Origin of the sequence: Saccharothrix algeriensis (assembly GCF_016907655.1) — a bacterium.
Taxonomy (GTDB): Bacteria; Actinomycetota; Actinomycetes; order Mycobacteriales; family Pseudonocardiaceae; genus Actinosynnema; species Actinosynnema algeriense.
Genome location: NZ_JAFBCL010000001.1, coordinates 4,066,481 through 4,090,432, shown reverse-complemented (window position 1 = coordinate 4,090,432; position 23,952 = coordinate 4,066,481). Strand labels below are relative to the sequence as shown.

At 74.3% G+C, this 23,952-nt stretch carries 22 protein-coding genes; 13 read left to right on the top strand and 9 right to left on the bottom strand.

What is annotated here, in order from left to right; all coding sequences use genetic code 11:
- Window positions 1-93: 93 nt before the first annotated feature.
- Window positions 94-699, top strand: a complete 606-nt coding sequence (locus JOE68_RS18795) for a Maf family protein (RefSeq protein WP_204843615.1) — start codon at window positions 94-96, stop codon at window positions 697-699.
- A 173-nt stretch (window positions 700-872) separates the two neighbouring features.
- Window positions 873-2,192: a dicarboxylate/amino acid:cation symporter gene (locus JOE68_RS18790; protein ID WP_204843614.1), complete on the top strand. Its 1,320-nt coding sequence runs from the start codon at window positions 873-875 to the stop codon at window positions 2,190-2,192.
- A 93-nt stretch (window positions 2,193-2,285) separates the two neighbouring features.
- Here the strand turns inward: JOE68_RS18790 and JOE68_RS18785 are convergent, their stop codons facing one another.
- On the bottom strand, window positions 2,286-2,957 hold the full coding sequence (locus JOE68_RS18785; RefSeq protein WP_204843613.1) for a hypothetical protein: 672 nt from the start codon (window positions 2,955-2,957) through the stop codon (window positions 2,286-2,288).
- A gap of 119 nt (window positions 2,958-3,076) precedes the next feature.
- On the opposite strand from JOE68_RS18785, the gene JOE68_RS18780 reads away from it, so the two are divergent.
- From JOE68_RS18780 to JOE68_RS18740, 9 genes are all read left to right on the top strand, one after another.
- A complete protein-coding gene (locus tag JOE68_RS18780; RefSeq protein ID WP_204843612.1) occupies window positions 3,077-4,840 on the top strand; it encodes an acetyl/propionyl/methylcrotonyl-CoA carboxylase subunit alpha in 1,764 nt (587 codons plus the stop codon).
- 10 nt (window positions 4,841-4,850) lie between these two features.
- On the top strand, window positions 4,851-5,243 hold the full coding sequence (locus tag JOE68_RS18775; RefSeq protein WP_204843611.1) for a DUF1707 SHOCT-like domain-containing protein: 393 nt from the start codon (window positions 4,851-4,853) through the stop codon (window positions 5,241-5,243).
- The gene (locus JOE68_RS18770) at window positions 5,240-5,833 is read left to right on the top strand and encodes an HAD family hydrolase (protein WP_204843610.1); all 594 of its coding nucleotides are present in this window, start codon (window positions 5,240-5,242) and stop codon (window positions 5,831-5,833) included. Before JOE68_RS18775 ends, JOE68_RS18770 begins: the two co-directional genes overlap by 4 nt.
- On the top strand, window positions 5,826-6,071 hold the full coding sequence (locus JOE68_RS18765; RefSeq protein WP_204843609.1) for a hypothetical protein: 246 nt from the start codon (window positions 5,826-5,828) through the stop codon (window positions 6,069-6,071). The genes JOE68_RS18770 and JOE68_RS18765 overlap by 8 nt, the downstream gene beginning before the upstream one ends.
- Before the next feature lie 181 nt (window positions 6,072-6,252).
- Window positions 6,253-6,693 carry a GNAT family N-acetyltransferase gene (locus tag JOE68_RS18760; RefSeq protein WP_204843608.1) on the top strand — a complete coding sequence of 147 codons (441 nt, stop codon included), beginning with the start codon at window positions 6,253-6,255 and terminating at the stop codon, window positions 6,691-6,693.
- A gap of 6 nt (window positions 6,694-6,699) precedes the next feature.
- Complete coding sequence (locus tag JOE68_RS18755; protein ID WP_239562284.1) at window positions 6,700-7,284, top strand: DUF3558 domain-containing protein; 585 nt, start codon at window positions 6,700-6,702, stop codon at window positions 7,282-7,284.
- A gap of 191 nt (window positions 7,285-7,475) precedes the next feature.
- Complete coding sequence (locus JOE68_RS18750) at window positions 7,476-7,784, top strand: transcriptional regulator (RefSeq protein ID WP_307819739.1); 309 nt, start codon at window positions 7,476-7,478, stop codon at window positions 7,782-7,784.
- 26 nt (window positions 7,785-7,810) lie between these two features.
- On the top strand, window positions 7,811-9,103 hold the full coding sequence (locus JOE68_RS18745) for a PPE domain-containing protein (RefSeq protein WP_204843606.1): 1,293 nt from the start codon (window positions 7,811-7,813) through the stop codon (window positions 9,101-9,103).
- Window positions 9,103-9,903: an ESX secretion-associated protein EspG gene (locus JOE68_RS18740; RefSeq protein ID WP_204843605.1), complete on the top strand. Its 801-nt coding sequence runs from the start codon at window positions 9,103-9,105 to the stop codon at window positions 9,901-9,903. Before JOE68_RS18745 ends, JOE68_RS18740 begins: the two co-directional genes overlap by 1 nt.
- A gap of 142 nt (window positions 9,904-10,045) precedes the next feature.
- On the opposite strand, the gene JOE68_RS18735 is transcribed toward JOE68_RS18740, so the two are convergent.
- Both JOE68_RS18735 and JOE68_RS18730 read right to left on the bottom strand, forming a co-directional pair.
- Window positions 10,046-12,226, bottom strand: a complete 2,181-nt coding sequence (locus tag JOE68_RS18735; protein WP_204843604.1) for an ATP-binding protein — start codon at window positions 12,224-12,226, stop codon at window positions 10,046-10,048.
- Window positions 12,227-12,428: 202 nt separating this feature from the next.
- Complete coding sequence (locus JOE68_RS18730; RefSeq protein WP_184689715.1) at window positions 12,429-12,878, bottom strand: gamma-glutamylcyclotransferase family protein; 450 nt, start codon at window positions 12,876-12,878, stop codon at window positions 12,429-12,431.
- A gap of 116 nt (window positions 12,879-12,994) precedes the next feature.
- On the opposite strand from JOE68_RS18730, the gene JOE68_RS18725 reads away from it, so the two are divergent.
- Complete coding sequence (locus tag JOE68_RS18725) at window positions 12,995-14,398, top strand: NAD(P)H-quinone dehydrogenase (protein ID WP_204843603.1); 1,404 nt, start codon at window positions 12,995-12,997, stop codon at window positions 14,396-14,398.
- Between the two features lie 652 nt (window positions 14,399-15,050).
- On the opposite strand, the gene glpK is transcribed toward JOE68_RS18725, so the two are convergent.
- Together glpK and JOE68_RS18715 are read right to left on the bottom strand one after the other, a co-directional pair.
- Complete coding sequence (glpK, locus tag JOE68_RS18720; RefSeq protein WP_204843602.1) at window positions 15,051-16,559, bottom strand: glycerol kinase GlpK; 1,509 nt, start codon at window positions 16,557-16,559, stop codon at window positions 15,051-15,053.
- A 32-nt stretch (window positions 16,560-16,591) separates the two neighbouring features.
- Window positions 16,592-17,332, bottom strand: coding sequence for an MIP/aquaporin family protein (locus JOE68_RS18715; RefSeq protein WP_204843601.1), 741 nt, complete (start codon window positions 17,330-17,332; stop codon window positions 16,592-16,594).
- Window positions 17,333-17,501: 169 nt separating this feature from the next.
- Between JOE68_RS18715 and JOE68_RS18710 the strand changes: the two genes are divergently transcribed.
- Window positions 17,502-19,238, top strand: coding sequence for a glycerol-3-phosphate dehydrogenase/oxidase (locus tag JOE68_RS18710; protein WP_204843600.1), 1,737 nt, complete (start codon window positions 17,502-17,504; stop codon window positions 19,236-19,238).
- A 600-nt stretch (window positions 19,239-19,838) separates the two neighbouring features.
- Here the strand turns inward: JOE68_RS18710 and JOE68_RS18705 are convergent.
- The 4 genes from JOE68_RS18705 to meaB form a co-directional block, all read right to left on the bottom strand.
- Window positions 19,839-21,110, bottom strand: a complete 1,272-nt coding sequence (locus JOE68_RS18705) for an amidohydrolase (protein ID WP_204843599.1) — start codon at window positions 21,108-21,110, stop codon at window positions 19,839-19,841.
- The gene (locus JOE68_RS18700) at window positions 21,107-22,273 is read right to left on the bottom strand and encodes a M20 family metallopeptidase (protein ID WP_204843598.1); all 1,167 of its coding nucleotides are present in this window, start codon (window positions 22,271-22,273) and stop codon (window positions 21,107-21,109) included. The genes JOE68_RS18705 and JOE68_RS18700 overlap by 4 nt, the downstream gene beginning before the upstream one ends.
- A gap of 210 nt (window positions 22,274-22,483) precedes the next feature.
- Window positions 22,484-22,786, bottom strand: coding sequence for a hypothetical protein (locus JOE68_RS18695; RefSeq protein ID WP_204843597.1), 303 nt, complete (start codon window positions 22,784-22,786; stop codon window positions 22,484-22,486).
- A 40-nt stretch (window positions 22,787-22,826) separates the two neighbouring features.
- A complete protein-coding gene (meaB, locus tag JOE68_RS18690) occupies window positions 22,827-23,840 on the bottom strand; it encodes a methylmalonyl Co-A mutase-associated GTPase MeaB (RefSeq protein ID WP_204843596.1) in 1,014 nt (337 codons plus the stop codon).
- Window positions 23,841-23,952: the final 112 nt, after the last annotated feature.

Below are 23,952 nucleotides of genomic sequence, written 5' to 3'. Positions count from 1 at the left end.
ACGCACCCCGCCCGACACCCCTGACCAGGCGTTCCGGGCCGCTGCGGCACTCCGCGCGGTAGCCGCGCGCCGGTCGCGGGCTAGGGTGCCGCCGTGCGATTCGTGCTTGCCTCCGCGTCCCCCGCCCGGCTGACCGTCCTGCGCAACGCCGGTGTCGAGCCCCACGTCCGGGTGTCCGGCGTGGACGAGGACGCCGTGGCCGCCGCGCTGGCCGACCCGGGCCCCGCCGAGCTGGTCACCGCGCTGGCCGTGGCCAAGGCGGAGGCCGTCGCGGCGGACGAGCGGGACGCCGTCGTGGTCGGGTGCGACTCGATGCTGCTCACCGCCGACGGGCGGGTGGAGGGCAAGCCGGGGACCGTCGAGGTCGCCCGCGAGCGGTGGGGCCGGATCGCCGGCACCACCGGCACGCTGCTGACCGGGCACGCCGTGCTGCGGGTCGCGGCCGGCCGGGTGGTCGACCGGGCGGTGGACCACGAGGCCACGACCGTGCGGTTCGGCACGCCCACCGGGGCGGAGCTGGAGGCGTACCTGGCCACCGGCGAGCCGCTGAACGTCGCCGGCGCCTTCACCCTGGACGGCCTGGGCGGCTGGTTCGTCGAGGGGATCGACGGCGACCCGTCCAGCGTGATCGGCATCAGCCTGCCGCTGACCCGCCGCCTGCTGCGCGGGATCGGCGTCGCGGTGTCCGACATCTGGTAGCCGTTGTCACATTTCCCCTGTTCGGGGAAGCTCCCCCGGGACCACCGCGTTGGGGGAGCCGATGAGCGAATTGCTGACGCGCCGCCGTCACATCGACTTCGGGCGCAGGACGAACACGGGCTGTCACGGCTGACCGCCGTCCCCGTCACGTCCGCGCACACCCCGGAGCCGACATGTCGTTCATCCGCACCTACACCAAGCCGAAGGTCTTCGGCGTCACCGTGCTCGCCGCCCTCGTGCTGGGCGCGCTCGCCGGCTACCTGGCCAAGGCCGCCGAGGTCTCCTGGCTGACCACCACCCTGGAGAAGACCGGCGACGTCTTCACCGGCCTCCTGCAGTTCACCGTCATCCCGCTGGTGTTCACGGCGATCGTCGTCGGCATCACCAGCCTGCGCCGGCTGGGCGGCAACCGGGCCGCGCGGCTGGGCGGCAAGACGCTGCTGTGGTTCGCCGTCACGTCGCTGATCGCCGTGCTCATCGGCCTGGCCATCGCGGTGGTCTTCAAGCCCGGCGCGGGCGTCGAGGTGGCGCCGACGGAGGCCGCGCTCAAGCGGCTGGCCTCCCGGGACGGCGGCTCGTGGAGCACCCTGCTGGACACCCTGGTGCCGACCAACCCCTTCTCCGCCTTCACCGAGGGCAACCTGCTCCAGGTCGTGTTCATCGCGATCCTGGTCGGGTTCGCCGCCTACGCGCTCGGCGAGCGGGCCGCGCCGTTCGTCGACTTCACCCGCTCGGCGTTCGACCTGGTCCAGAAGGTCGTCGGCTGGATCGTCCTGCTCGCGCCGCTGGGCGTGTTCGGCCTGATCGGCACCGCGTTCGCCACCTACGGCAACTCGTTCGTCCGCCCGCTGTTCAGCCTGATCGCCGCCGTCTACGGCGGCACGCTGCTGGTGCTGTTCGTGGTCTACCCGGTGCTGCTGCGGTTCGTCGGCCGGATCAGCCCGGTGAAGTTCTTCGGCAAGGCGTGGACGGCCATCCAGTTCGCGTTCGTGTCCCGCTCGTCCGGCGCGACGCTGCCGCTGAGCCGGCAGGCCGTCGCCGACCTGGGCGTCGACAACGACTACGCGTCCTTCGCCGTGCCGCTGGGCACCACCACGAAGATGGACGGCTGCGCGGCCGTGTACCCGGCGATCGCCACGGTGTTCATCGCGAACCTGTTCGGCATCCAGCTCGGGGTGTGGCAGTACGTCGCGATCGTCGCGGTGGCCGTGTTCGGCGCGCTGGCGACGGCCGGCACGACCGGCTGGTTCACCATGCTGACCCTGACCCTGGGCGCGGTGGGCCTGCCGCCGGAGGTCATCGCGACCGGTGTCGCCGTGGTCTACGCGATCGACCCGATCCTGGACATGGTCCGCACCGCCACCAACGTGGCCGGGCAGATCACCGTCCCGGTGCTGGTCGCCCGCTCGGAGGGCCTGCTGGACGACGAGGTGCTCGACGCCCCCGCCGCTCCGCCGCTGCCGGACGCGCCGCGCGAGGCCGTGCCCGCGTAACCGCCCCACCCCGGAACGCCGCACCGGGCCGCCGAGTCCCACCCGGGACCCGGCGGCCCGGTCGTCCGCGGGGGCCGCCCCCAGGAGCCGCCCTCAGGAGCCGCAGGGGTGCAGCTGCGCGGGCGCCGGGGCCACCCGCGGCCAGCCGGGCAGCAGGTCCTGCTCGGCCACCACGGTCGTGCAGCCCAGCTCGGTCTTCGCGCCCACCAGCGAGAACACCTGCGCGAACCGGCGCGAGCAGGTCACCCCCGACGCGCACGCCTGCTGCGCGGCCACCACGTCGGCCACCCCGTCGGCGTTGACGTCGTGCAGCCCCAGGTACCCACCGCCGGCCACGTAGGGCAGCTGCGCCCGCGACCACGCGCCCGCCCGGCGCACCAGCACCTCACCCCAGACCTCGGTGCCCACCGACCCGCGCGCCAGGCACACCGCCACCTCGGCGTCCGCGCACTCCAGCGACCGGTCCGTGATCGCGGCGCCGGACTCGGCGATGGTCAGCTCGAAGATGTAGCGCCCGGACTCCCCGTTGGTCCGGATGCGGCCCGAGCCCTGGCCGACCAGCAGCTCCACCGCGTCGCGCCCCACCTCCCGCTGCACCACCGGCCGGCACGCGGCGGGGCCGCAGCGCAGCTCGTCCGGCGGCGGCTCGACGCCCCGCGCGGCGGGCGCGGGGACCCGCAGGGACCAGGCGAAGGCCATGCCCGCCACGGTGGTGGCGACGGCCGCGCACGCGGTGAGCAGCACTGACACGGGCGGACGGGTCACGGTCGCCGATTGTCCCACTCGCACGTGAGCTGTCTCTCGGCCACGGGATACCGGCGGGTCACTAAACTCCCCGTCCATCGCCACAGCCGTCGACCAGCGTTACCAGGAGGTAGGACGTCGTGTCGCTGCGCAAGGTCCTCGTCGCCAACCGCGGTGAGATCGCCGTCCGCGTCATCCGCGCCTGCAAGGACGCCGGCCTGGCCAGCGTCGCCGTCTACGCCGATTCCGACCGCGACGCCCCGTTCGCCCGGCTGGCCGACGAGGCGTTCGCCCTGGGCGGCGACACGCCCGGCGAGAGCTACCTCTCGGTGGACCGGCTGCTCGACGTGGCCAAGCGCTCGGGCGCCGACTCGGTGCACCCCGGCTACGGGTTCCTGTCCGAGAACGCCGACTTCGCGCAGGCCGTCCTGGACGCGGGCCTGACCTGGATCGGGCCGACCCCGCAGGCCATCCGGGACCTGGGCGACAAGGTGACCGCGCGGCACATCGCGATGCGCGCCGGCGCGCCCCTGGTGCCGGGAACCAAGGACCCCGTGTCCGGTCCGGACGAGGTCGTGGCGTTCGCCCGCGAGCACGGCCTGCCGGTGGCGATCAAGGCGGCCTTCGGCGGCGGCGGGCGCGGGCTGAAGGTGGCCCGCGCGCTGGAGGAGATCCCCGAGCTGTTCGACAGCGCGGTGCGCGAGGCCGTGGCGGCGTTCGGGCGCGGCGAGTGCTTCGTGGAGCGCTACCTGGACAAGCCCCGGCACGTCGAGGCCCAGGTGCTGGCCGACCAGCACGGCAACGTGGTGGTCGTCGGCACCCGCGACTGCTCGCTCCAGCGGCGGCACCAGAAGCTGGTGGAGGAGGCGCCCGCGCCGTTCCTCACCGACGCGCAGCGCGAGGCCATCCACACCTCCGCGCGCGCCATCTGCAAGGAGGCCGGCTACCACGGCGCGGGCACCGTGGAGTACCTGGTCGCGCCGGACGGCGCCATCTCGTTCCTGGAGGTCAACACCCGGCTCCAGGTCGAGCACCCGGTCAGCGAGGAGACCTCGGGCGTCGACCTGGTGCGCGAGCAGTTCCGCATCGCGGCCGGCGAGCCGCTGCGGTTCACCGCGGACCCCGCCCCGCGCGGGCACTCGATCGAGTTCCGGATCAACGGCGAGGACGCCGGCCGCGACTTCCTGCCCGCGCCCGGCGCCGTCACGGCGTTCGTCGCGCCGGCGGGCCCCGGCGTCCGGGTGGACGCGGGCGTGGAGAGCGGCACGGTCGTCGGCGGCCAGTTCGACTCGCTGCTGGCCAAGCTGGTCGTGACCGGCGAGGACCGGGCGCAGGCCCTGGAGCGGGCGCGGCGGGCGCTGGACGAGATGGTCGTCGAGGGCATGGCGACCGTGCTGCCGTTCCACCGGCGCGTCGTGCGCGACCCGGCGTTCGTCGGCACGGACGAGGGCTTCGACGTGCACACCCGGTGGATCGAGACCGAGTTCGACAACACCATCGCGCCGTTCACCGGCGGCGCGCAGGCCGCGGCGGACGAGCCGCGCCGGACCGTGGTGGTCGAGGTCGGCGGCCGGCGGCTGGAGGTCTCGCTGCCCGGCGACCTGGCGGCGGGCGCGGCGCCCGCGGGCGGCGCGGCGCGGGCCAGGCCGCGCCGGCGCGCCGGCGGCAGGGGCGGCGCGCCGGTGTCCGGCGACGCGGTGACCGCCCCGATGCAGGGCACCGTCGTGAAGGTCGCGGTGACCGACGGGCAGCGGGTCGAGGCGGGCGAGCTGGTCGTCGTGCTGGAGGCCATGAAGATGGAGAACCCGGTGACCGCGCACAAGGCGGGCACCGTGAAGGGCCTGGCGGCCGAGCCCGGCACGGCGGTCACCCAGGGCGCCGTGCTGTGCGAGATCGAGGAATAAGCTCACCGACGTGGGCGAGCGGGACATCCGGGTGGGTGACGCGGAGCGCGAGCAGGCGCTCCGGCTGCTCGGCGAGCACCTGGGCGAGGGCCGGCTGGACGTCGACGAGTACGGCGACCGCTCGGCGCGCGTGGCCACCGCGCGGACCCGCGGCGAGCTGCTGGCGCTGTTCGCCGACCTGCCCGCGCCGCACCCCCGGTTCGCGCAGGTCGTGCCGCTGCCGTCGCCGGCGGCCGGTCCGGCGGCCCGGCCCCGGCTCGACCCGCGGCTGGCCGCCGGCCTCGTGCCCGCGGTCGGCGTCCTGTGCGTGGTGCTGTTCTTCGTGGCGGTGAAGACGCCGCTGATCTTCCTGCTCGTCCCGGCGGTGGCGCTGCTGGTCGGTCGGCTGGGGAACCGGCGGTGACGCTGCTGCTGCTCGACCTGGACGGCGTGCTGCGCGCGTTCGGCCCGGACCACGCCATCGAGGACGACTTCGGGCTGCCGCACGGGACGCTGTCGTCGCTGGCGTTCTCGCTGGCCGGGCCGGCCCTGGTCGGCGAGGTCACCGACGAGGAGTGGCGGACCGCCGTGCGCGACCGGCTCGCCGACGACGTGGGGCCGGAGGTGGCGCGCGACGCGATGGCCGCGTGGAGCCGCCTGGGCGAGGTCGTGCCCGAGGCGCTGGAGCTGGTGCGCCGGGTCCGGCGGCGGCACCGGGTCGCGCTGTTCAGCAACGCCACCACCCGGCTGCCGGAGGACCTGCGGGCGCTCGGGCTCGACCGGGAGGTGGACGACGTCGTCACGTCCGCGCTGATCGGGGCGGTCAAGCCGACCACGAGCGCGTTCCGGCGCGCGCTGGGCCAGCTCGGCGCGACCGCCGAGGAGACCGTGTTCTGCGACGACAAGGCCGAGAACGCCGCCGGGGCCGTGGCGGCGGGCATCGACGGCGTGCACGTGCCGGACGTGGCGGCGCTGCGCGCCGCCCTGCGCGAGCGGGGCCTGCTCGGTGGCTGACTTCCTGCTCCTGGTCCTGCACGACCGGGACGAGGCCGAGCAGCTGGCGCGCGACCTGCGCGCCGCCGGCTGGGCGCCGTGCCTCGTGCACCGGGACCTGCTGGCCGGCGAGGACGACGCCGAGGACGCCGACTGGGTGGTCGAGGTGACCACCGCGCCCGGCGGCGGCCCCGCCCGCGCCCGCCGCGCCGAGCTGGAGGCGCTGGCCGAACCCCGCGACGGCTTCGTGACCGACTGACCGGTTTCACCCGGCCGAGTTAACTCATTCCCACCACCGAGGCCCGCGCCGCCCCTGCCCGGTGCGCGTCCCGGGCCAGGTCAGGCCGCCTCCGCGGGACCGGCGCGGCCCGCGGCGGCCGGGCCCGGTGCGGCGTTCGGCTCCTGTGGTCCCGGCCGGTGACCGGCTAGTCTCGCCGGCCATGGAGCCGGTCGACATCAACGCGGGCGAGTTCTACCTGCGGCAACTGCGGTCGGACGACCGGGTGGACGACCGGGCCGCCCTGGTCGGCGGCGGCCGGTTCGCCGCGCCGGGCGCCGCCGCCGCGCACATCGCCGAGCGGCGACGGCAGTGGGAAGAGGACGAGACCTGCTCGTGGGCGGTGTGTGAACAGTTGTCGAACGCCGCGGTCGGCGAGATCGCGGTGTCGACCACCGGCGAGCTGTTCTGCTGGATCACGCCGGCGCGGCGCGGAAAAGGAATAGCGACGCAAGCGGTGCAGGCGGTGACCGGTTTCGGGTTCGGTTTCCTCGACCTCGGCAGCATCACCGCCGAAATCGCCGGCGCGGCGGGCGAGCGGGTCGCGCAGAAATGCGGTTTCCGCTCCGACGGTTCACCGGGCGTGTGGACACGGCTACGGTAGGTGCTCATGAGGGCAGCTCACATGATCGTCGCGCTCACCGCGGCGGCGCTCGTGGCGTGCACGCCCCCACCGCAGCACAAAGCCGACGGCCGGGTCGACGAACCGCTCGCCGCGACCGCGACCACGACGCTGTCGCTCCCGCCGCGGCCCAGGGAGGTCCCGCTGGACTCGGTGGACCCGTGCGGGGTGCTGTCGGCGGACCAGCGGGTCCTGCTGAGCCTGGACAACCCGCCCAGCGCCTACGTGGAGCGGGGCTTCGGCAACGCGAAGGCGTGCACCATGCGCAGCAACACCAGCGGCAACGTGGTGCGGTTCGCGCTGGTCACCGTGGAGGGGATCGGCGTGTGGCTGTCGGAGAACGCCCAGGTCGACGCGCGGCTCACGGCGGTGGCGGGATTCCCCGCGCTGACCGTGCGCACGCCCGGCCTGGACGACGTGTGCAATGTCGAAGTGGACTTGTCGGAAGGTCAGTTCCTGGACGTGATGTTCCGCGACGGCGGCAACCGGACCAAGGTGGCGCAGGACGTCCTGTGCCAAGGCGCGCAACGCGCGGCAGAAGCGGCCGTGACCGGTTTGCTGCAACGGGGCTGACCCGCGCGGGGGAAGTGGGCACCAACCACTCCCCGCTGTCGGACCGTGTGGTTAAAGTGACCTCGCTGACGGAACCCACCGGTGGAACCGGCCATTGGCCAAGGAAGACGGGGAGGTCCTCCATGCCGTCGGAAGACCACGGTCGTGGTGCGGACACGGGTGGCACGCCACCGGTGTCCCACACCCTGAGCGTGGACCCAGCAGCGATACCCGGCCTCCGCAGCGCGTTCGCAGGCGCGCTGACGAAGCTGGACCAGCAGATCGAGCAGGCCATCACCGAGGTCAGGGTCCGCCCCTGGGCCGGTGACCCGGTCAGCGCGGACGCCGCCGAGCGGTTCAACGACCGGTCGGTCGAATCGGGCGACTCGGCGCTGACCGCGCTGCAGAACTACCAGCAGCAGCTCAAGGGAGCCATGGACGCGCTGACGCTGGTCGAGCGGCAGTACCGGTCCATCGAGGACGACAACACCGGGTTGATGGAGCAGCAAGGCGGCTGCTGAGCCCGCCGCAGGCAAGGGGAATCTTCATGCCCGATGGACACCGCTGGAGCGGGTACAGCCACGAGGAGCTCTACGCGCAGATCAACTCCGGGCCCGGCCCGCGGGCCTCGCACACCTCGATGGAGCGCTGGGAGGGCGTCTCGGCCGCGCTGGCCGAGATCAACTCCGAGCTGCTCGCGGGCGTGCTGCGGTCCGGCGCGAGCTGGGAGGGAGCGGCGGCGGACCAGGCCCGCTCGGGCCTGAACCCGCTGGCCGCGTGGGCGGACGACGCCCGCGGCGGCGCGGAGGTCATGCGCCTGTCCGCCGAGCTGCAGGCCGACTACATCGCCAAGGCCCGCGCGGACATGCCGCCCCCGGTCCCGGTGACGGCCGAGAAGCCCGGCCTGCTCGAAGCCGGCCTGACGCACCTGGTGGGCGGCCAGACCGACTACGAGAAGCAGGAGAAGGCGCACAACGCGGCCGAGCAGCGCGCCCGCGAGGTGATGAGCACCTACGCGTCCTCCACGGCGTCGAACGTCAGCACCCTGGGCCAGTTCCACCAGCCACCGCAGCTGGTGATCACCACGACGGAGGTCGTGCGCAACGAGGCGACCGGCGTGGGCGGCCCGCCCGGCTTCCACGGCGGCCCGCGCGGCGGGCACGGCTGGGGCCGCGGGCGCGGTCGCGGTCGCGGCGGCCGGGGCGCCGGCGGCGGCTGGAACCCGCAGCAGCCCGCGCACCAGTCACCGCAGCCGGCGCGGCAGCAGCCGCGGCCCGCGTTCCAGCCCGGCGGGTCCACCGCGCCCTCGACCGCGGTGGGCGCGGACCAGCCGGGGTCGGCGACCAGGCCGGCCACCGGCGTGCCGGGCGCGACCGCGGGCCACCCGCCCGCCTACGGCGTGGGCGGCGTGATCGGCGGCGGGGCGGGCGGGCAGGACCGCCGCAAGACCTCCGACACGACGACCGCCGAGCAGCACCAGGGCGCCGCGGCCGACCCGCTGCTGCCGCGCGGCCCCGGCACGACGACGGCCAGCTCGGCGGAGTTCGGCGCGTTCGCGGCGGCCGGCGCGCAGCACGCGGCGGCGGCCAACCCGAGCGCGCCCGGCAGCCTGCTCGGCGCCGGGCAGCAGGGCGGCGGCGACACGGTGCACAAGCGCGCGGTGGCCGCGCCCGCCCCGCAGCAGGCGTTCGACCCGTTCGGCGGGCTGGGCGCCAAGCGGGCGGACGAGGAGGAGGACGCCGAGCACGACGGCGCCGACTACCTCCGGGAGACCGACGACATCTACGGCATCGGCGGGGTCATCTCGCCACCGGTGATCGGGGAGAGCACCACCCGCTGATGACGACCTTCGGTTTGGACCTGGGCGCCAACGACCTGCGCGAGCCGGTGACGATCTCCGCGGTGGAGTTCGACGTCCTCTGGGAGCACCTGCGCCTGGAGACGATGCCGCTGGTGCTCAAGGTGCCCTCACCCGGCAGGACGCACGCGGAGCGGGCGGAGGTGGAGCGCCGCGCCTGGGCCGCGCTGGACAGCCGCGGCCTCGGCCGCCCCGTGTCGCTGGACCCGATGCTGGAAGACCTCCTGCACCTGCTGAACCGGCCGCAGCAGGAGGTCGACGGCCGGCTGTGGCTGGGCCGCAGCGTGCGGGTGCTGGCGGCGGCGAAGGGCCAGTCGGCGGTGCTGGCCGTCCTGGACGGCGAGCAGCTCACGCTGCGCCCGGCGTCCAGCGAGGGCCTGCCCCGCGAGGCGCTGGGCGTGCTGCCGCCGGCGCCGGCGGGCCCGGGTCACTCGGTGACGCTGCCGAGCGCCGACCTGGACGCCGCGGCCGCCGCCGCGGGCTCCCCGGACGGCCTGGAGGCCGCGCTGCGGTCGCGCGGGGTGCGGCAGGAGGACGCGCGCACCCTGACCGCGATGTACCGCGACGCGGGCAACCGCGGCCAGTTCGGCGCGGCGGCCCGCGACAAGTGGGGCAAGCGGGTCCGGCCGGACCACGTGGTGGCGTTCTTCGACAACCCGCACGGCCGGTACGTGCAGCTGCGCCGGGCCGCGCCGGGGCAGCAGCCGTGGAGCACCGTCTCGCCCACCGACGCGCGCCGCCTGGTCGCCCACGTGGCGGACCTGCTGCCGCCCGCTTCGTGACGGTGGGCGCCGGGTCGGGGTCCCCCGGCCCGGCGCCCACCGGCCCAAAGCTCTCCGACCCAACGCTCCCCGGCCCGGCGCTCTCCGACCCCACGTCCCCCGGTCCGGTGTTGCGCCGGTCCGGCGCTGCGCCGGTCGCCCGTCACCCGAGGTCGTCGAACCGGCGCTGCAGGCGCGCGGCCTCGTCCTCGCGGCCCTGCGCCCGGTGCAGCTCCAGCGCCTCCCGCCAGGTCTCCCGGGCCTGCTCCACCTGCCCGAGGTCCAGGTGCGACTGCCCCAGCCGGTCCAGGACGAGGGCGGTCTCGTAGGTGAAGCCCGCGCCCCGGTACAGGTCGCACGACCGGCGGTAGGACTCCACGGCCGCCGCGGGCCGCCCGGCCAGGTGGTCGACCAGGCCGAGGGCGTCCAGCGCGCCCGCCTCGCCGAACCCGTCGCCGCGCTCGCGGTGCACGGCCAGGGCCGCGCGGCCCCGCTCGCGCGCCCGGTCGTGGTCGCCGGTCAGGGCCGTGCACCGGGCGACGAGGACGAGGGCGAACGCGATCCACACGGGGTCGCCGTGCTCCTCGGCCACCCGCAGGGCGCGGCCGGCGTTGTCCAGCGCCAGCTCCGCGTCGCCCGCCTGCTCGGCCACCAGCCCCGCGACGTAGTGGGTCAAGCCCAGCTGCACGCGGTCGCCCGCCCCGACCGCGGCGGCCAACACCTCGCTCAACCGGGTCAGCGCCTCGCCGGCCCGCCCGGACAGCGCGAGGGCGTGGGCCGCCGTCCGCAGGACCAGCGACCGGGTGGCGTCGTCCAGCCGGTCGGCCACGGCCGCCGCCTCCTGCCACGCGGCGAGGTAGCCCCGGACGTCGCCGCGGCGGTGCTGGAACGCGTTCATCACCCACGCGAAGCTCGGCACCAGGTCGACCCGGCCGAGGTCGAGGGCGGTCCGCTGGGCGGCGGGCAGGCAGGCGCGCTCGGCCTCGAACCACTCCAGCGCCGCCGCGAGGTCGGGCAGCGGGTGCGGCCGGCTGCCGGGCGCAGGCGGTGGCAGCTCGAAGGACAGCGTGCTCACGGGGGTCAGCAGGCGGTCGCCGGCGTGGGCGGTGTGCAGGTAGAAGTCGACCACCCGGTGCAGCGCCGCGCGCCGGGCGCCCTCGGGCAGGGCCTCGCCGGCGTGGGCGCGGGCGTGCAGGCGGATCAGGTCGTGCATCCGGTAGCGGCCGGCGCGGTCGCGGCCGAGCAGGGACGCCTGCTCCAGGCCGCGCAGCACGCCGGCCGCGCGGGACGCGGTCAGCCCGGTCAGCGCGGCCGCGGCGGGCAGCCCGGTGTCCGGGCCGGGCGCCACCCCGAGCAGGCCGTAGACCGCGGCCTGCTCGTCGGTCAGCGCGCGGACGGACCAGGACAGCACGGCGGGCAGGCCCGCGGCCGGGTCGTCGTCGTCCAGCGCGACCAGGCGGGTGGTCGCGTCGCGCAGTTCGGCGGCGATCACCGCCAGCGGCGTCTCCGGCGTGGTGTGGGCGCGGGCCGCCACCACCGCCAGGGCCAGCGGGAACCCTGCGCAGCAGGCGAGCAGCTCGTCGACGGCGGCGGGTTCGGCGGCGACCCGGTCCGCGCCCAGCCGGTCGGCCAGCAGGGCGCGGGCCTCGGCGGCGGTGAGCACGTCCAGCGGCAGGTGGCGGGCGCTGTGCCGGGCGACCAGGCGGGTGAGGTGGCGGCGGCTGGTGATCATCACCGTGCAGGAGGAGCCGCCCGGCAGCAGCGGGAGCACCTGGTCGGCGTCGGCGGCGTTGTCCAGCACGATCAGCATCTTCTTGTCCGCGACCAGGCTGCGGAACAGGGTGGCCTGCGCGTCCGGGGCGGCCGGGATGCGGGCCGGCGCGACGTCCAGGGCCTCCAGGAACCCGCGGACGGCGACGGCGGGCTCCACCGGCCGGCCGGCGGGCGAGAAGCCCTGGAGGTCGACGAAGAGCTGCCCGTCCGGGAAGCGGTCCAGGTTGCGGTGCGCCCACTCGAGCGCGAGCCAGGTCTTGCCGATCCCGCCGGGGCCGGCCAGCGCGCCGACCCGGGCCGGAGCCGGGGCCGGACCACCGCCGAGCGCCCCGGTCAGCCGGTCGAGGTGCCGGTCGCGGCCGACGAACGCGGTGGGCGCGGAGGGCAGTTGGCGCGGCAGGGGCAGGCGCGGTTCGCGCACGTGGACGGTGATCCCGCCGGCGACCGTGCCGGCCTGCACCACCAGGCCGGTGACCGCGTCGGCGACCACCCGGTTGCCCCCGCCGGGCTCCGGCTCCGCGTCGTCCCGCTCGCCCTCGACCGCCATCGGCCCGACCCCCGTCGCCGCCACACGGACGCTGACGAGGGTAGCGAGCGGATCACCCGCGCACACCGGTTGCCGTCCGGGCGGCGTCGAGGAGCGGCCCCGTCCACACGAACGGGTCAGCGCTCCGGCGCGGAACGGCGCAGCGGCCGGCACCCCCGCGCGGGCGGCTCGGCAGCGGGCGGCTCGGCGGCGGGCGGCTCGACGATGGGCGGCCGGTGCGCGCAGGTCAGGGGCCGATACCCCGGCACGGGCGGGTGCGCAGGTCTGCCACGTAGTCGTCGGGCGCGCCGGCGGCTTCCGCCGCGTCGGCCACCACGCCGATGTAGCGGGCGGAGGGCAGCCCGCCCTCGTAGGCGTCGAGCACGTACAGCCAGGCCGTGACCGACCCTTCGAGGGTCTGGACGCGCAGCCGGATCTTCTTGTAGAGGCCGAGCGCGCCCTCCCACCGGTCGAGGCGGGACTCGTCGCGCGGGCTCACGTCGTACAGGACGGCGAAGACCTGCGACTCCGGGTCTTCCACGATCGTCGCGAGCGCGCCCTCCCAGCCCAGGTCCTCGCCACCGAACGTCAGTCGCCATCCGGCGAGCCATCCGGTCCCCGCCATGGGGGAGTACGGGGCTCGCTCCATCATCTGGTTCGGATCCATGTTGGACCCGTACGCGGCATAGAGCGGCACGACGACAGCCTAGCGACCTCGCGATCACCCGGAGGAACCAGAAGACCGGACGACACGCCCTTAACCCGACCGCGTACGGTTGACCGGCCCGGAGCAAACGCTGAGGAGGACGTGTCGTGACCCGCATCGTCATCATGGGCGGCGGTCCCGCAGGTTACGAGGCGGCACTGGTCGCGGCCCAGCACGGCGCCGACGTGACCATCGTCGAGCGCGAGGGGCTGGGTGGCGCGTGCGTGCTCTACGACTGCGTGCCGTCGAAGACCTTCATCGCCTCGGCGGGCGGTCGCAGCGCCTTCCGCGGCGCCGGTGAGCTGGGCATTCGCACCGACGACACGGAAGCGGCGGTCGACCTCCCGGTCGTGCACGGCCGGGTGAAGGGCCTGGCGCTGGCGCAGTCCTCCGACGTCCGCGCGCGCCTCCAGCGGGAGGGCGTCCGGATCGTCAACGGCACCGCGGAGTTCCGCGACGACGAGCGCGGCCTCGCGCAGCACCGGGTCGTGGCGACCACCGCCGACGGCGCGACGGAGGAGCTGCCGGCCGACGTGGTCCTCATCGCGACCGGCGCGACCCCGCGCGTGCTGCCGGGCGCGGAGCCGGACGGCAAGCGCGTGCTGACCTGGCGGCAGATCTACGACCTGCCCGAGCTGCCCGAGCACCTGGCCGTGATCGGCTCGGGCGTGACCGGCGTCGAGTTCGCCTCCGCCTACACCGAGCTGGGCGTGAAGGTGACCATGGTGTCCAGCCGGGACCGGGTGCTGCCGCACGAGGACGCGGACGCCGCGGTGGTGCTGGAGGACGTGTTCGCCGAACGCGGCACGGCCGTCGTCAAGCACGCCCGCGCGGACCGCGTGGAGAACGTCGGCGACGGCGTCCTGATTCACCTGGAAGACGGTCGCACGATCGAAGCCAGCCACGCCCTGATGACCGTCGGCTCGGTCCCGAACACCTCCGGCATCGGCCTGGACAAGATCGGCATCGAGCTGGGCCGCGGCGGCTACATCCCGGTCGACCGGGTGTCGCGCACCAACATCTCCGGCGTCTACGCGGCCGGTGACTGCACGGGCGTCCTGCTGCTCGCCAGCGTCGCCGCGATGCAGGGCCGCATCGCGATGTGGCACGCGCTGGGCGAGGGCGTCAGCCCCATCAAGCTCAAGACCGTGGCCGCGAACGTCTTCACCAACCCGGAGATCGCGTCGGTCGGCATCAGCCAGCAGGCCATCGACTCCGGCGAGGTCCCCGCCCGGACCATCATGCTGCCGCTGGCCACCAACCCGCGCGCCAAGATGGAGGGCCTGCGCCGGGGCTTCGTGAAGCTGTTCTGCCGCCCGGCGACCGGTGTCGTCATCGGCGGGGTGGTGGTCTCGCCGAACGCGAGCGAGCTGATCCTGCCCATCGCCCTCGCGGTGCAGAACCAGCTCACCGTGGAGGACCTGGCGACGACCTTCTCCGTCTACCCGTCGCTGACCGGCTCGATCACCGAGGCCGGCCGCCAACTCATGCGCCACGACGACTTGGACTAGCAGCCAGGCCCTCACACCCCCGCACAGCTCTCACCGCAAGCCGCGCTCCGCGCGGCGGCGCTTCGCTCTCGTCGCAAGCCGCGCCCCGCGCGGCGGCGCTTCAGCGCAGCCTCGTGCCTCGTGTTCTCCCCGTACGGCCTGGGCGCAGCCCAATCATGTTTGTCTGGGGGTGTCAAGCACGCTTTTCGCTTGACACCCCCAGACAAACATGATTGCCTCTGGCAGGTCGTGCGGGGAGAACACGACGCACTTCCCTCCTCCTTGGGGGCCTCCTGGCCGCCCTTCATACTTATATCCTGCACCGATCCGAGAAATATCAGGTGCTGTACCGCCCGAAGCTGAAAAAATAAAAGAGTCCTCGCCGGACAGGCAGGCCGCCAAGGAGAATGAAAAACAAGAGCGGTCGTGTTCCCCCCGCATGACCTGTCAAAGACAACCATGCTTTCTCGGGGGGTGCAAGCGAAAAGCGTGCTTGCACCCCCCGAGAAAGCATGGTAGCCCTCCGGGCAGGCCATACGGGGAGAACACGAGGACACGGTTCTGCACGGGGCGTGCCGAAAACCCAAAGCCTGGACAGGGCTGGCCGTGCTGCGCGGGCCGTGCTCAGGGGCGGGTCGCGGCTTGTGGTCGCGCGGCTTGCGCCGGAGCTGCCTCACTCCTCCCAGTCGAAGGTTCGCGTCACCGCTTTCTTCCAGAAGTGGTACTGGCGCTCCCGCGTCTCCTCGTCCAGTTCCGGTTCCCACTGCTTGTCCAGCGCCCAGTTCTGCCGGATGTCGTCCTCGGACTCCCAGAACCCGACGGCGAGCCCCGCCGCGTACGCCGCGCCCAGCGCCGTCGTCTCGTTGACCACCGGGCGGATCACCGGAACACCGAGGATGTCGGCCTGGAACTGCATGAGCAGTTCGTTGACCACCATGCCGCCGTCGACCTTCAACGACGTCAGCGCCACCCCCGAATCGGCGTTCATCGCGTCGATCACCTCGCGCGTCTGGAACGCCGTGGCCTCCAGCACCGCCCGCGCCAGGTGCCCCTTGTTGACGAACCGGGTCAGGCCGACGATCGCGCCGCGCGCGTCCGAGCGCCAGTAAGGCGCGAACAGCCCGGAGAACGCGGGCACGAAGTACGCGCCGCCGTTGTCCTCGACGGTCCGCGCGTGGCGCTCGACCTCCGCCGCCGTGCCGATCATGCCGAGGTTGTCCCGCAGCCACTGCACCAGCGAACCGGTGACGGCGATGGAGCCCTCCAGCGCGTACACCGGGTCCGCCGAGCCGATCTTGTAGCACACCGTGGTGAGCAGGCCGTTCTCGCTCATCACCTTGTCCGTGCCGGTGTTGAGCAGGACGAAGTTGCCCGTTCCGTAGGTGTTCTTGGCCTCGCCCGGCGACAGGCACGCCTGCCCGAACGTCGCCGCCTGCTGGTCGCCGAGGATGCCGGCGATCCGCACGCCGGCCAGCGCGCCGCGCTCCCGCGCCTTGCCGTACACCTCGGAGGACGACCTGATCTCCGGCAGCATGGACAGCGGGATGCCCAGGTCGGCGGCGATGTCGGCGTCCCAGGCCAGGGTGTCCAGGTCCATCAGCAGCGTGCGGGACGCGTTGGTCGGGTCGGTGACGTGCACGCCGCCGCGGACGCCGCCGGTCAGGTTCCACAGCACCCAGGTGTCCATGTTGCCGAACAGCAGGTCGCCCGCCTCGGCGCGCTCCCGCGCGCCCTCGACGTTGTCGAGGATCCAGCGCACCTTCGGCCCCGAGAAGTAGGTCGCGAGCGGCAACCCCGTCTTCGCCCGGTACCGCTCCTGGCCGTCCTCGGCGGCCCCGGCCAGTTCCCGGCAGATCCGGTCGGTGCGGGTGTCCTGCCAGACGATCGCGTTGTGGACCGGCTCCCCGGTGGCGCGGTCCCACACGACCGCGGTCTCGCGCTGGTTGGTGATGCCGACGGCGGCGATGTCCGAGGTCGCCAGGTCCGCCTTGGCCAGCGCGCCGGCCGCGACCTGCCGGGTGTTGGCCCACACCTCCACGGGGTCGTGCTCGACCCAGCCCGCCTTCGGGAGGATCTGCCGGTGCTCCTTCTGGTCGACCGAGACCACGCGGCCGGAGTGGTCGAACACCATGCAGCGGGTCGAGGTCGTGCCCTGGTCGATCGCGGCCACGTACTTGGTCATGCTGCGTCCTTTCTCGTCCGCGGGCGCGGAGGTCAGACCGGGAGGACCCGGTGGAGCAGCGCCGCGAGCGCGCCGCCGAGCAGCGGGCCGACGACCGGGACCCACGCGTAGCCCCACTCCGCGCCGCCCTTGCCGCGGATGGGCAGGACGGCGTAGGCGATGCGCGGCCCGAGGTCGCGGGCGGGGTTGATCGCGTAGCCGGTGGGGCCGCCGAGGGAGTTGCCCAGGCCGATGACGAGGAACGCCACCGCCGCGTAGCCCAGCGCGGAGTTGCCGAACTGCGGGGTGCCGTCCTCGGCGGCCTTGGCGCCGGGGCTGAGCAGGATCCACAGGACCAGCACGAACGTGCCGACGACCTCGCTGACGAGGTTCCAGCCGGCATTCGGGACGGTCGGCGCGGTGCAGAAGATGCCGCGGGTGCGGCCGGGGTCGTCGTGGGTGTCGAACTGGAGCTTGTAGGTCGCCCACGCGAGCACCGCGCCGACGAACGCGCCGAGCAGTTGCGCGGCGAAGTAGACCGGCACGCGGTCCCAGCCGACCTTGTCGGCGATCGCGAGGCCCAGCGTCACCGCGGGGTTGATGTGCGCGCCGCTGGGCGCGGCCACGCTGGCGCCCGCGAACACCGCGAAACCCCAGCCGAAGTTGATCAGCAGCCACCCGCCGCCGTTGCCCAGCGAGTCCTTCAGGGTGACGTTCGCGACGACACCGGCTCCCATGAGGACCAGGACCGCGGTGCCGAGCGCCTCCCACACGAAGATCGAGCCGTTGCCCATCGCCGACCTCCTCGTCCGGTGGGCGGGCGGCGACGCGGGCGCTGCCCACCCGACGCGACCTGACGCTAGTTCCGGAGTCGATCGGTTGTCCACGGTGGCGTACCGACCGGTAGCGTGGTCCAGTCAGTCCTGGTCGGACCACTCGTCAGTATCAGGGAGGCGTTCACCCGTGGCCACGCGCAAGCCGCCGTCGAACCCCGCCACCACGGCCCGCCTGGGTCCCGAGGACCGCGAGGTGGCCTGGGCGCGCCTGGGCGCGGAGACGTTCGACCTGGTGGTCGTCGGCGGCGGGGTGGTGGGCGTCGGCGCCGCCCTGGACGCCGCCACCCGCGGCCTGCGGGTGGCCCTGGTCGAGGCCCGCGACCTCGCCTCCGGCACGTCGAGCCGCTCGTCCAAGCTGTTCCACGGCGGCCTGCGCTACCTGGAGCAGCTGGAGTTCGGCCTGGTCCGCGAAGCGCTGCGGGAGCGCGAGCTGATGCTGACCCGGATCGCGCCCCACCTGGTGAAACCGGTGAGCTTCCTGTACCCGCTGACGCACCGGGTCTGGGAGCGCCCGTACACGGCGGCGGGCCTGCTGCTCTACGACACCATGGGCGGCGCGCGCTCGGTGCCCGGCCAGAAGCACCTGACCCGGGCCGGCGCGCTGCGCATGGTGCCCGCCCTGAAGCGGGACGCCCTGATCGGCGGCATCCGGTACTACGACGCGCAGGCCGACGACGCCCGGCACACCCTGGCGGTCGGCCGCACGGCCGCCCACTACGGGGCGGTGGTGCGCACGTCGACGCAGGTCGTGGGGTTCCTGCGGGAGGCGGACCGGGTCTCGGGCGTGCGCGTGCGGGACGTGGAGGACGGCCGGGAGACCGACGTCCGCGCCCACGCGGTGATCAACGCGACCGGCGTGTGGACCGACGAGCTGCAGCGCCTGTCCGGCAGCCGGGGCCGCTTCCGGGTGCGGGCCAGCAAGGGCGTGCACATCGTCGTGCCGAGGGACCGGATCGTCTCCGAGTCGGGCCTGATCCTGCGGACGGAGAAGTCGGTCCTGTTCGTCATCCCGTGGCGCAACCACTGGATCGTGGGCACCACCGACACCGACTGGAACCTGGACCTGGCCCACCCCGCGGCCACCAGGAGCGACATCGACTACGTCCTGGACCACGTCAACGAAGTCCTGGCGACGCCGCTGACCCACGACGACATCGAGGGCGTCTACGCCGGCCTGCGCCCGCTGCTGGCGGGCGAGAGCGAGTCGACGTCCAAGCTGTCCCGGGAGCACGCGGTCGCGCGCGTCGCGCCGGGGCTGGTCGCGATCGCGGGCGGCAAGTACACCACCTACCGCGTCATGGGCGCCGACGCGGTGGACGCGGCGGCCGTCGACCTGCCGGGCCGCATCCAGCCGTCGATCACCGACAAGGTGCCGCTGGTCGGCGCGGACGGCTACCACGCCCTGGTGAACCAGGCGGACCAGCTCGCGTCCCGCTACGGCCTGCACCCCTACCGCGTGCGCCACCTCCTGGACCGCTACGGCTCCCTGGTCCACGAGGTGCTGGCGACGGCGGACCCGGAGCTGCTCAGGCCGGTGCCCCACGCCCCGGACTACCTGCAGGTGGAGGTGGTCTACGCGGCGTCCCACGAGGGCGCGCTGCACCTGGACGACGTGCTGACCCGCCGCACCAGGATCTCGATCGAGTACCCGCACCGGGGCGTGGCCTGCGCGCGGGAGGTCGCGGAACTGGTCGCGCGGGTCCACGGCTGGGACGAGGCCCGGATCGCCCGGGAGGTCGAGGTCTACACCTCGCGGGTCGAGGCGGAGCGCGCCTCCCAGACCGAGCCGGACGACCCGGCCGCCGACGCGGTCCGCGCCGCCGCCCCGGAAGCCCGCCCGCACCTGGTCGAACCGGTGAGCTGAGCCCTTCCGCCGCCGGTCCGGGCGAGGCCGGAGGGTTTCACCGGTAGCAGGCCCGCCCTCGGCGGGTCGCGCCCGTCCTCCGGCGCGGTACGGGCGTGGGCCGCCCCGCGCGGGGACGACGCTCCGCCCCGCCTCCGGCTGCTCAACCGGCGCAGACCGCACTCCGCCCCGCCTCCGGCTGCTCAACCGGCGCAGACCCGACCGACAACCGCGCTCCGGGCCGCCGCGACCGCGCCGCCGTCCGACGGGCGCACCGGCCGGTCGGGGCCCGGCAAACCCCGACCGGGGCGACAACCCCTCAGCCGCTCAGCCGACCCCCAGCCGCTCAACGACCCCCAGCCGCTCAACGACCCCCAGCCGCTCAACGACCCCCAGCCGCTCAGCCAGCCCCCAGCCGCTCAACGACCCACCCCGGGAATCCACCGGCAGGCTTCGCAAGGGTCCCCTCGGACGAGGCGCCCCCGACGCACATCCGACCAGAGGGGTACGACACTCCACGTGATCAAAGCTGAGGACGCGCCCCCGACAGCGCCCTCGTCAACCCCCAGAGCACCTCCGGGAACCGCCCCCAGCAGCGACCCCGGAACGCGCACGACCGCCCTACGCCAGCGAGGCCAGCGCCGCGTGCACCATCACGCGCACGCCCACCAGCAGCGCCCGCTCGTCCAGGTCGAACCCGGGCTGGTGCAGGTCGCGGGGCTTGCCCACGCCGTCCCACACGCCCAGCCGGGCGAACGAGCCGGGCACGTGCTCCAGGTACCAGCCGAAGTCCTCGCCGCCCGACGACTGCTCGGTGCCGGCCAGCGCGTCCTCGCCCAGCGCGGCCTCGATGCCGGCGCGCAGCAGCACCGTGCTCTCGCGGTCGTTGACCACCGGCGGCACGCCGCGGCGGTGGTGCAGGTCGAAGCCGACCCCGGTCGGCGCCAGCAGCGCGCCCACCAACTCCTTGATCAGCGGCTCCATCTCCGCCCAGATGTCGCGGTCGCCGGTGCGCAGCGTGCCCCGCAGCACGCCGTCCTGCGGCACCGCGTTGGCGGCCTCGCCCGCGTGGACCGCGCCCCACACCAGCACCGTCCCCGAGCGCGGGTCCACCCGCCGCGACAGCAGCGTGGGCAGGCCGGTGATCACCGTGCCCAGCGCGTGCACCAGGTCGGCCGTCAGGTGGGGCCGCGAGGTGTGCCCGCCGGGCGAGGTCAGGCGCAGTTCGAGCATGTCGCTGGCCGACGTGATGGCGCCGACCCGCGTGCCGATCCGCCCGACCGGCAGCCGGGGGTCGCAGTGCAGGCCGAAGATCCGCTCGACGCCGTCCAGCCCGCCGGCGGCGAGCACGTCCAGCGCCCCGCCGGGCATGACCTCCTCGGCCGGCTGGAACACCAGCCGCACCCGGCCGGGCAGCTCCGTGGCCGACGCCAGCGCCAGCGCCGCGCCCAGCAGGACGGTGGTGTGCGCGTCGTGCCCGCAGGCGTGCGACACACCATCCACAGTGGACGCGTACGGCGCGCCGGTGGCCTCGTGCAGCGGCAGGGCGTCGATGTCGGCGCGCAGCGCCACGCACCGGGGGCCGCTGCCCACGTCGCAGACCAGCCCGGTGCCGCCGGGCAGCACCCGCGGCTTCAGGCCGGCCCCGCGCAGCAGCTCCGCGATCAACTCGGTGGTGGCGTGCTCGTGGCGGGACAGCTCCGGGTGGGCGTGGATGTGCCGGCGCCAGGCGACCACCTCGGATGCGTTGGCGGTCAGCCAGTCGTCCAGCCAGGAGGGGCCGCGCCCCTCACCCGGATCGTCCACAGGGGCAATGCTCACCCCGTGTTCGGTCAACAGCACTTCGGGATCCTCCTCCCCCGGCAGCTCGGGTCGTGAGTCGAGAACCGTCATGCCGCACCGCCCACCAGCCGGGCGCGCTGCGCGTCGTCGCAGGCGGCGGCGATGGTCGTCCAGGCCAGGGCGAGCGCCCCGTCGAGCACAGCTCGGTCGGCCGAAGCCGACGCACAGGCGGTCGCGAACTCGATTTGGTGGTTCACCGCGTCTCCGCAGTCGATGGCGATGGTCGGGTGGATGGCCGGCAGCGCCCGGGTCACGTTCCCCATGTCGGTGCTGCCCAGCCGCCTGGTCCGCTCCTCGGCGGGCTCCAGGGGTGTGCGCCCCAACTCGGTGATCGCACGCCGGTAGGCGTCGGCGAGCCACGGGTCGGGGGTCAGTTCGGCGTAGACGGGCGAGACCTTGACGACCTCGTGCGTGCAGCCGGTGGCGAGCGCGCCGGCCGCGAAGCAGCGGGCGACCCGCTCCTCCAGCCGGCCCAGCGACTCCAGGTCCTCGGCGCGCAGGTCGAACATCGCCGACGTGCGGTCGGGCACCACGTTGGGCACGGTGCCGCCGCGCGTGACGATGCCGCTGACCATCTGGCCGGGCTCCAGGTGCTGGCGCGCCAGGCCGATGGCGACCTGGGCGACGGTGATGGCGTCCGCCGCGTTCACACCCAGGTGCGGCGCGGCGGCGGCGTGCGAGGGCTTGCCGGTGTAGCGCACCTCGACGTCGGTGATCGCCAGCGAGCGGGCGGCGACCGCCTCGTACGGCGCGGGGTGCACCATCATCGACAGGGACACGTCGTCGAATACCCCGCGTTCGAGCATGAGCACCTTGCCGCCGCCCACTTCCTCGGCCGGCGTGCCGATCACCCGCACGGTGAGGCCGAGGTCGTCGGCCAGGTCCCGCAGGGCGAGGGCGGCGCCGGCGGAGGCCGCGGCGATGACGTTGTGCCCGCAGGCGTGCCCCACCTCGGGCAGCGCGTCGTACTCCGCGCACAGCCCCAGGACCAGGTCACCGGACCCGTAGGAGGCGGTGAACGCCGTCTCCAGGTCCGCGACGCCCCGCTGGACCGCGAAGCCCTCGGCGGCCAGCAGGTCGGCGACCTTCGCCGCGCTGCGGTGCTCCGCGAAAGCCTGCTCCGGCTCCGCGTGGATGCTGCGCGAGAGCCCTACCAGCGCAGCGGAGTACCGCTCGACGGCCGAGCGCGTCCTCATCTTGAAGTCGGTACCCATTTGCGTCCATCCTGCATGAAGCCCGACCGGCCCCGTCGCCGGTCCCGTTGATCAACCGCCGGCCGGTCGAACGGCTGCGCCAAGCGGTGCACGAATTTCGGTCAGACCGATCAAGTGCGTGCAGAATCCGCTGCAGGAGGACACCCTTTATTAGGAAACCTCACGTACTGGTCGGGTCGCCCCCACGACCCGGGTCGCCCCCACGACCGCTCAGCCGGCTTTCCTGCCCTTGCGCCACTTGTCCCAGCGCTTCTTGTTACGCCAGTAAACGAGGGCGAACAGCACCAGCGCGATACCGCCGATCCACAACTTCCTCTTGGTCTCGTCGGTCACGCCCGGATCGGTCTGCTGCGGCGCGTCGAGCTGCGGCCCAGGTGGGACCGATTCAGTCGGCTGGGCGGCGGCGACCGGACCGGCCTGCCCCGGGGTGGTGGCGTTCGCCACACCGGTCACGCCGAGCGCGCCGACCAGCACGAGGAAGCACGCCGCGAGCAGGGATCGCCACAGAGTCACGGTCGTCAACACTAGTCATCGCCCACTCCGGATACCACTGTCAGTGGTCACCCAAACCGGTGGCTTCTTCACGGCGGGTAAAGGCGGCGAGGATGCGCTCCGCGGCCAGCGTCGCGGTCAGCTCGCCTTCGCGCACCTGGCGCTCCACCTCGGGCACCAGGGCGCGCACGGCGCGGTCGGCGCGCAGACCGGCCAGCAGCCGGTCGTTGACCATGGTCCACGTCCAGTCGACCTGCTGGCGGCGGCGGCGCTCGGCCAGCTCGCCCGCGTCGCGCAGGGCGGCCCGGTGCCGCTGGACCTGCTGCCACAGGGCGTCCAACCCGTCGCCGCTCAACCCGCTGCACGTCAGCACCGGCGGGTGCCACAGGGCGTCCGGCGGGCGCAGCAGGCGCAGCGCGCCCGCGAGCTCCCGCGCCGCTCTGCGCGCGTCCCGCTCGTGCGGGCCGTCGGCCTTGTTCACCGCGATCACGTCCGCCAGTTCCAGGACGCCCTTCTTGATCCCCTGGAGCTGGTCCCCGGTGCGCGCGAGCGCCAGGAGGAGCGAGCAGTCCGTCATGTTCGCCACCGCGACCTCGGACTGCCCCACGCCGACGGTCTCCACCAGCACCACGTCGTGGCCGGCCGCCTCCACCAGCACGATCGACTCGCGGGTGGCCCCGGCGACGCCGCCGAGCGTGCCGGAGGTCGGCGAGGGCCGGATGAACGCCGCCGGGTCCACCGCGAGGCGGGCCATCCGCGTCTTGTCGCCCAGGATCGAGCCGCCGGTGCGGGTGGAGGACGGGTCGACCGCCAGCACCGCCACCCGGTGCCCCCGCGCGGTCAGCATCGTGCCGAGCGCGTCGATGAACGTCGACTTGCCCACGCCGGGCACGCCGGTGACCCCGATCCGGTGCGCGCCGCCCGAGTGCGGCAGCAGCTCGACCAGCAGCCGCTGCGCCAGCGCGCGGTGGTCCGCGCGGGTCGACTCGACCAGCGTGATGGCCCGCGCCAGCGCGCTCCGGTTTCCGGCGAGCACGCCCTTCGCGTACTCGCCGACGTCGACCGCCCTAGCCACGGCCGGGCTCGCCGCGCTCCGGCGCGCCGGACGCGAACTCGCCGGACGCGAAGTCCGCGGACCCGAACTCGCCGGGGCCCTGCTCGCCGGGGCCCTGCTCGCCGGGGCCCTG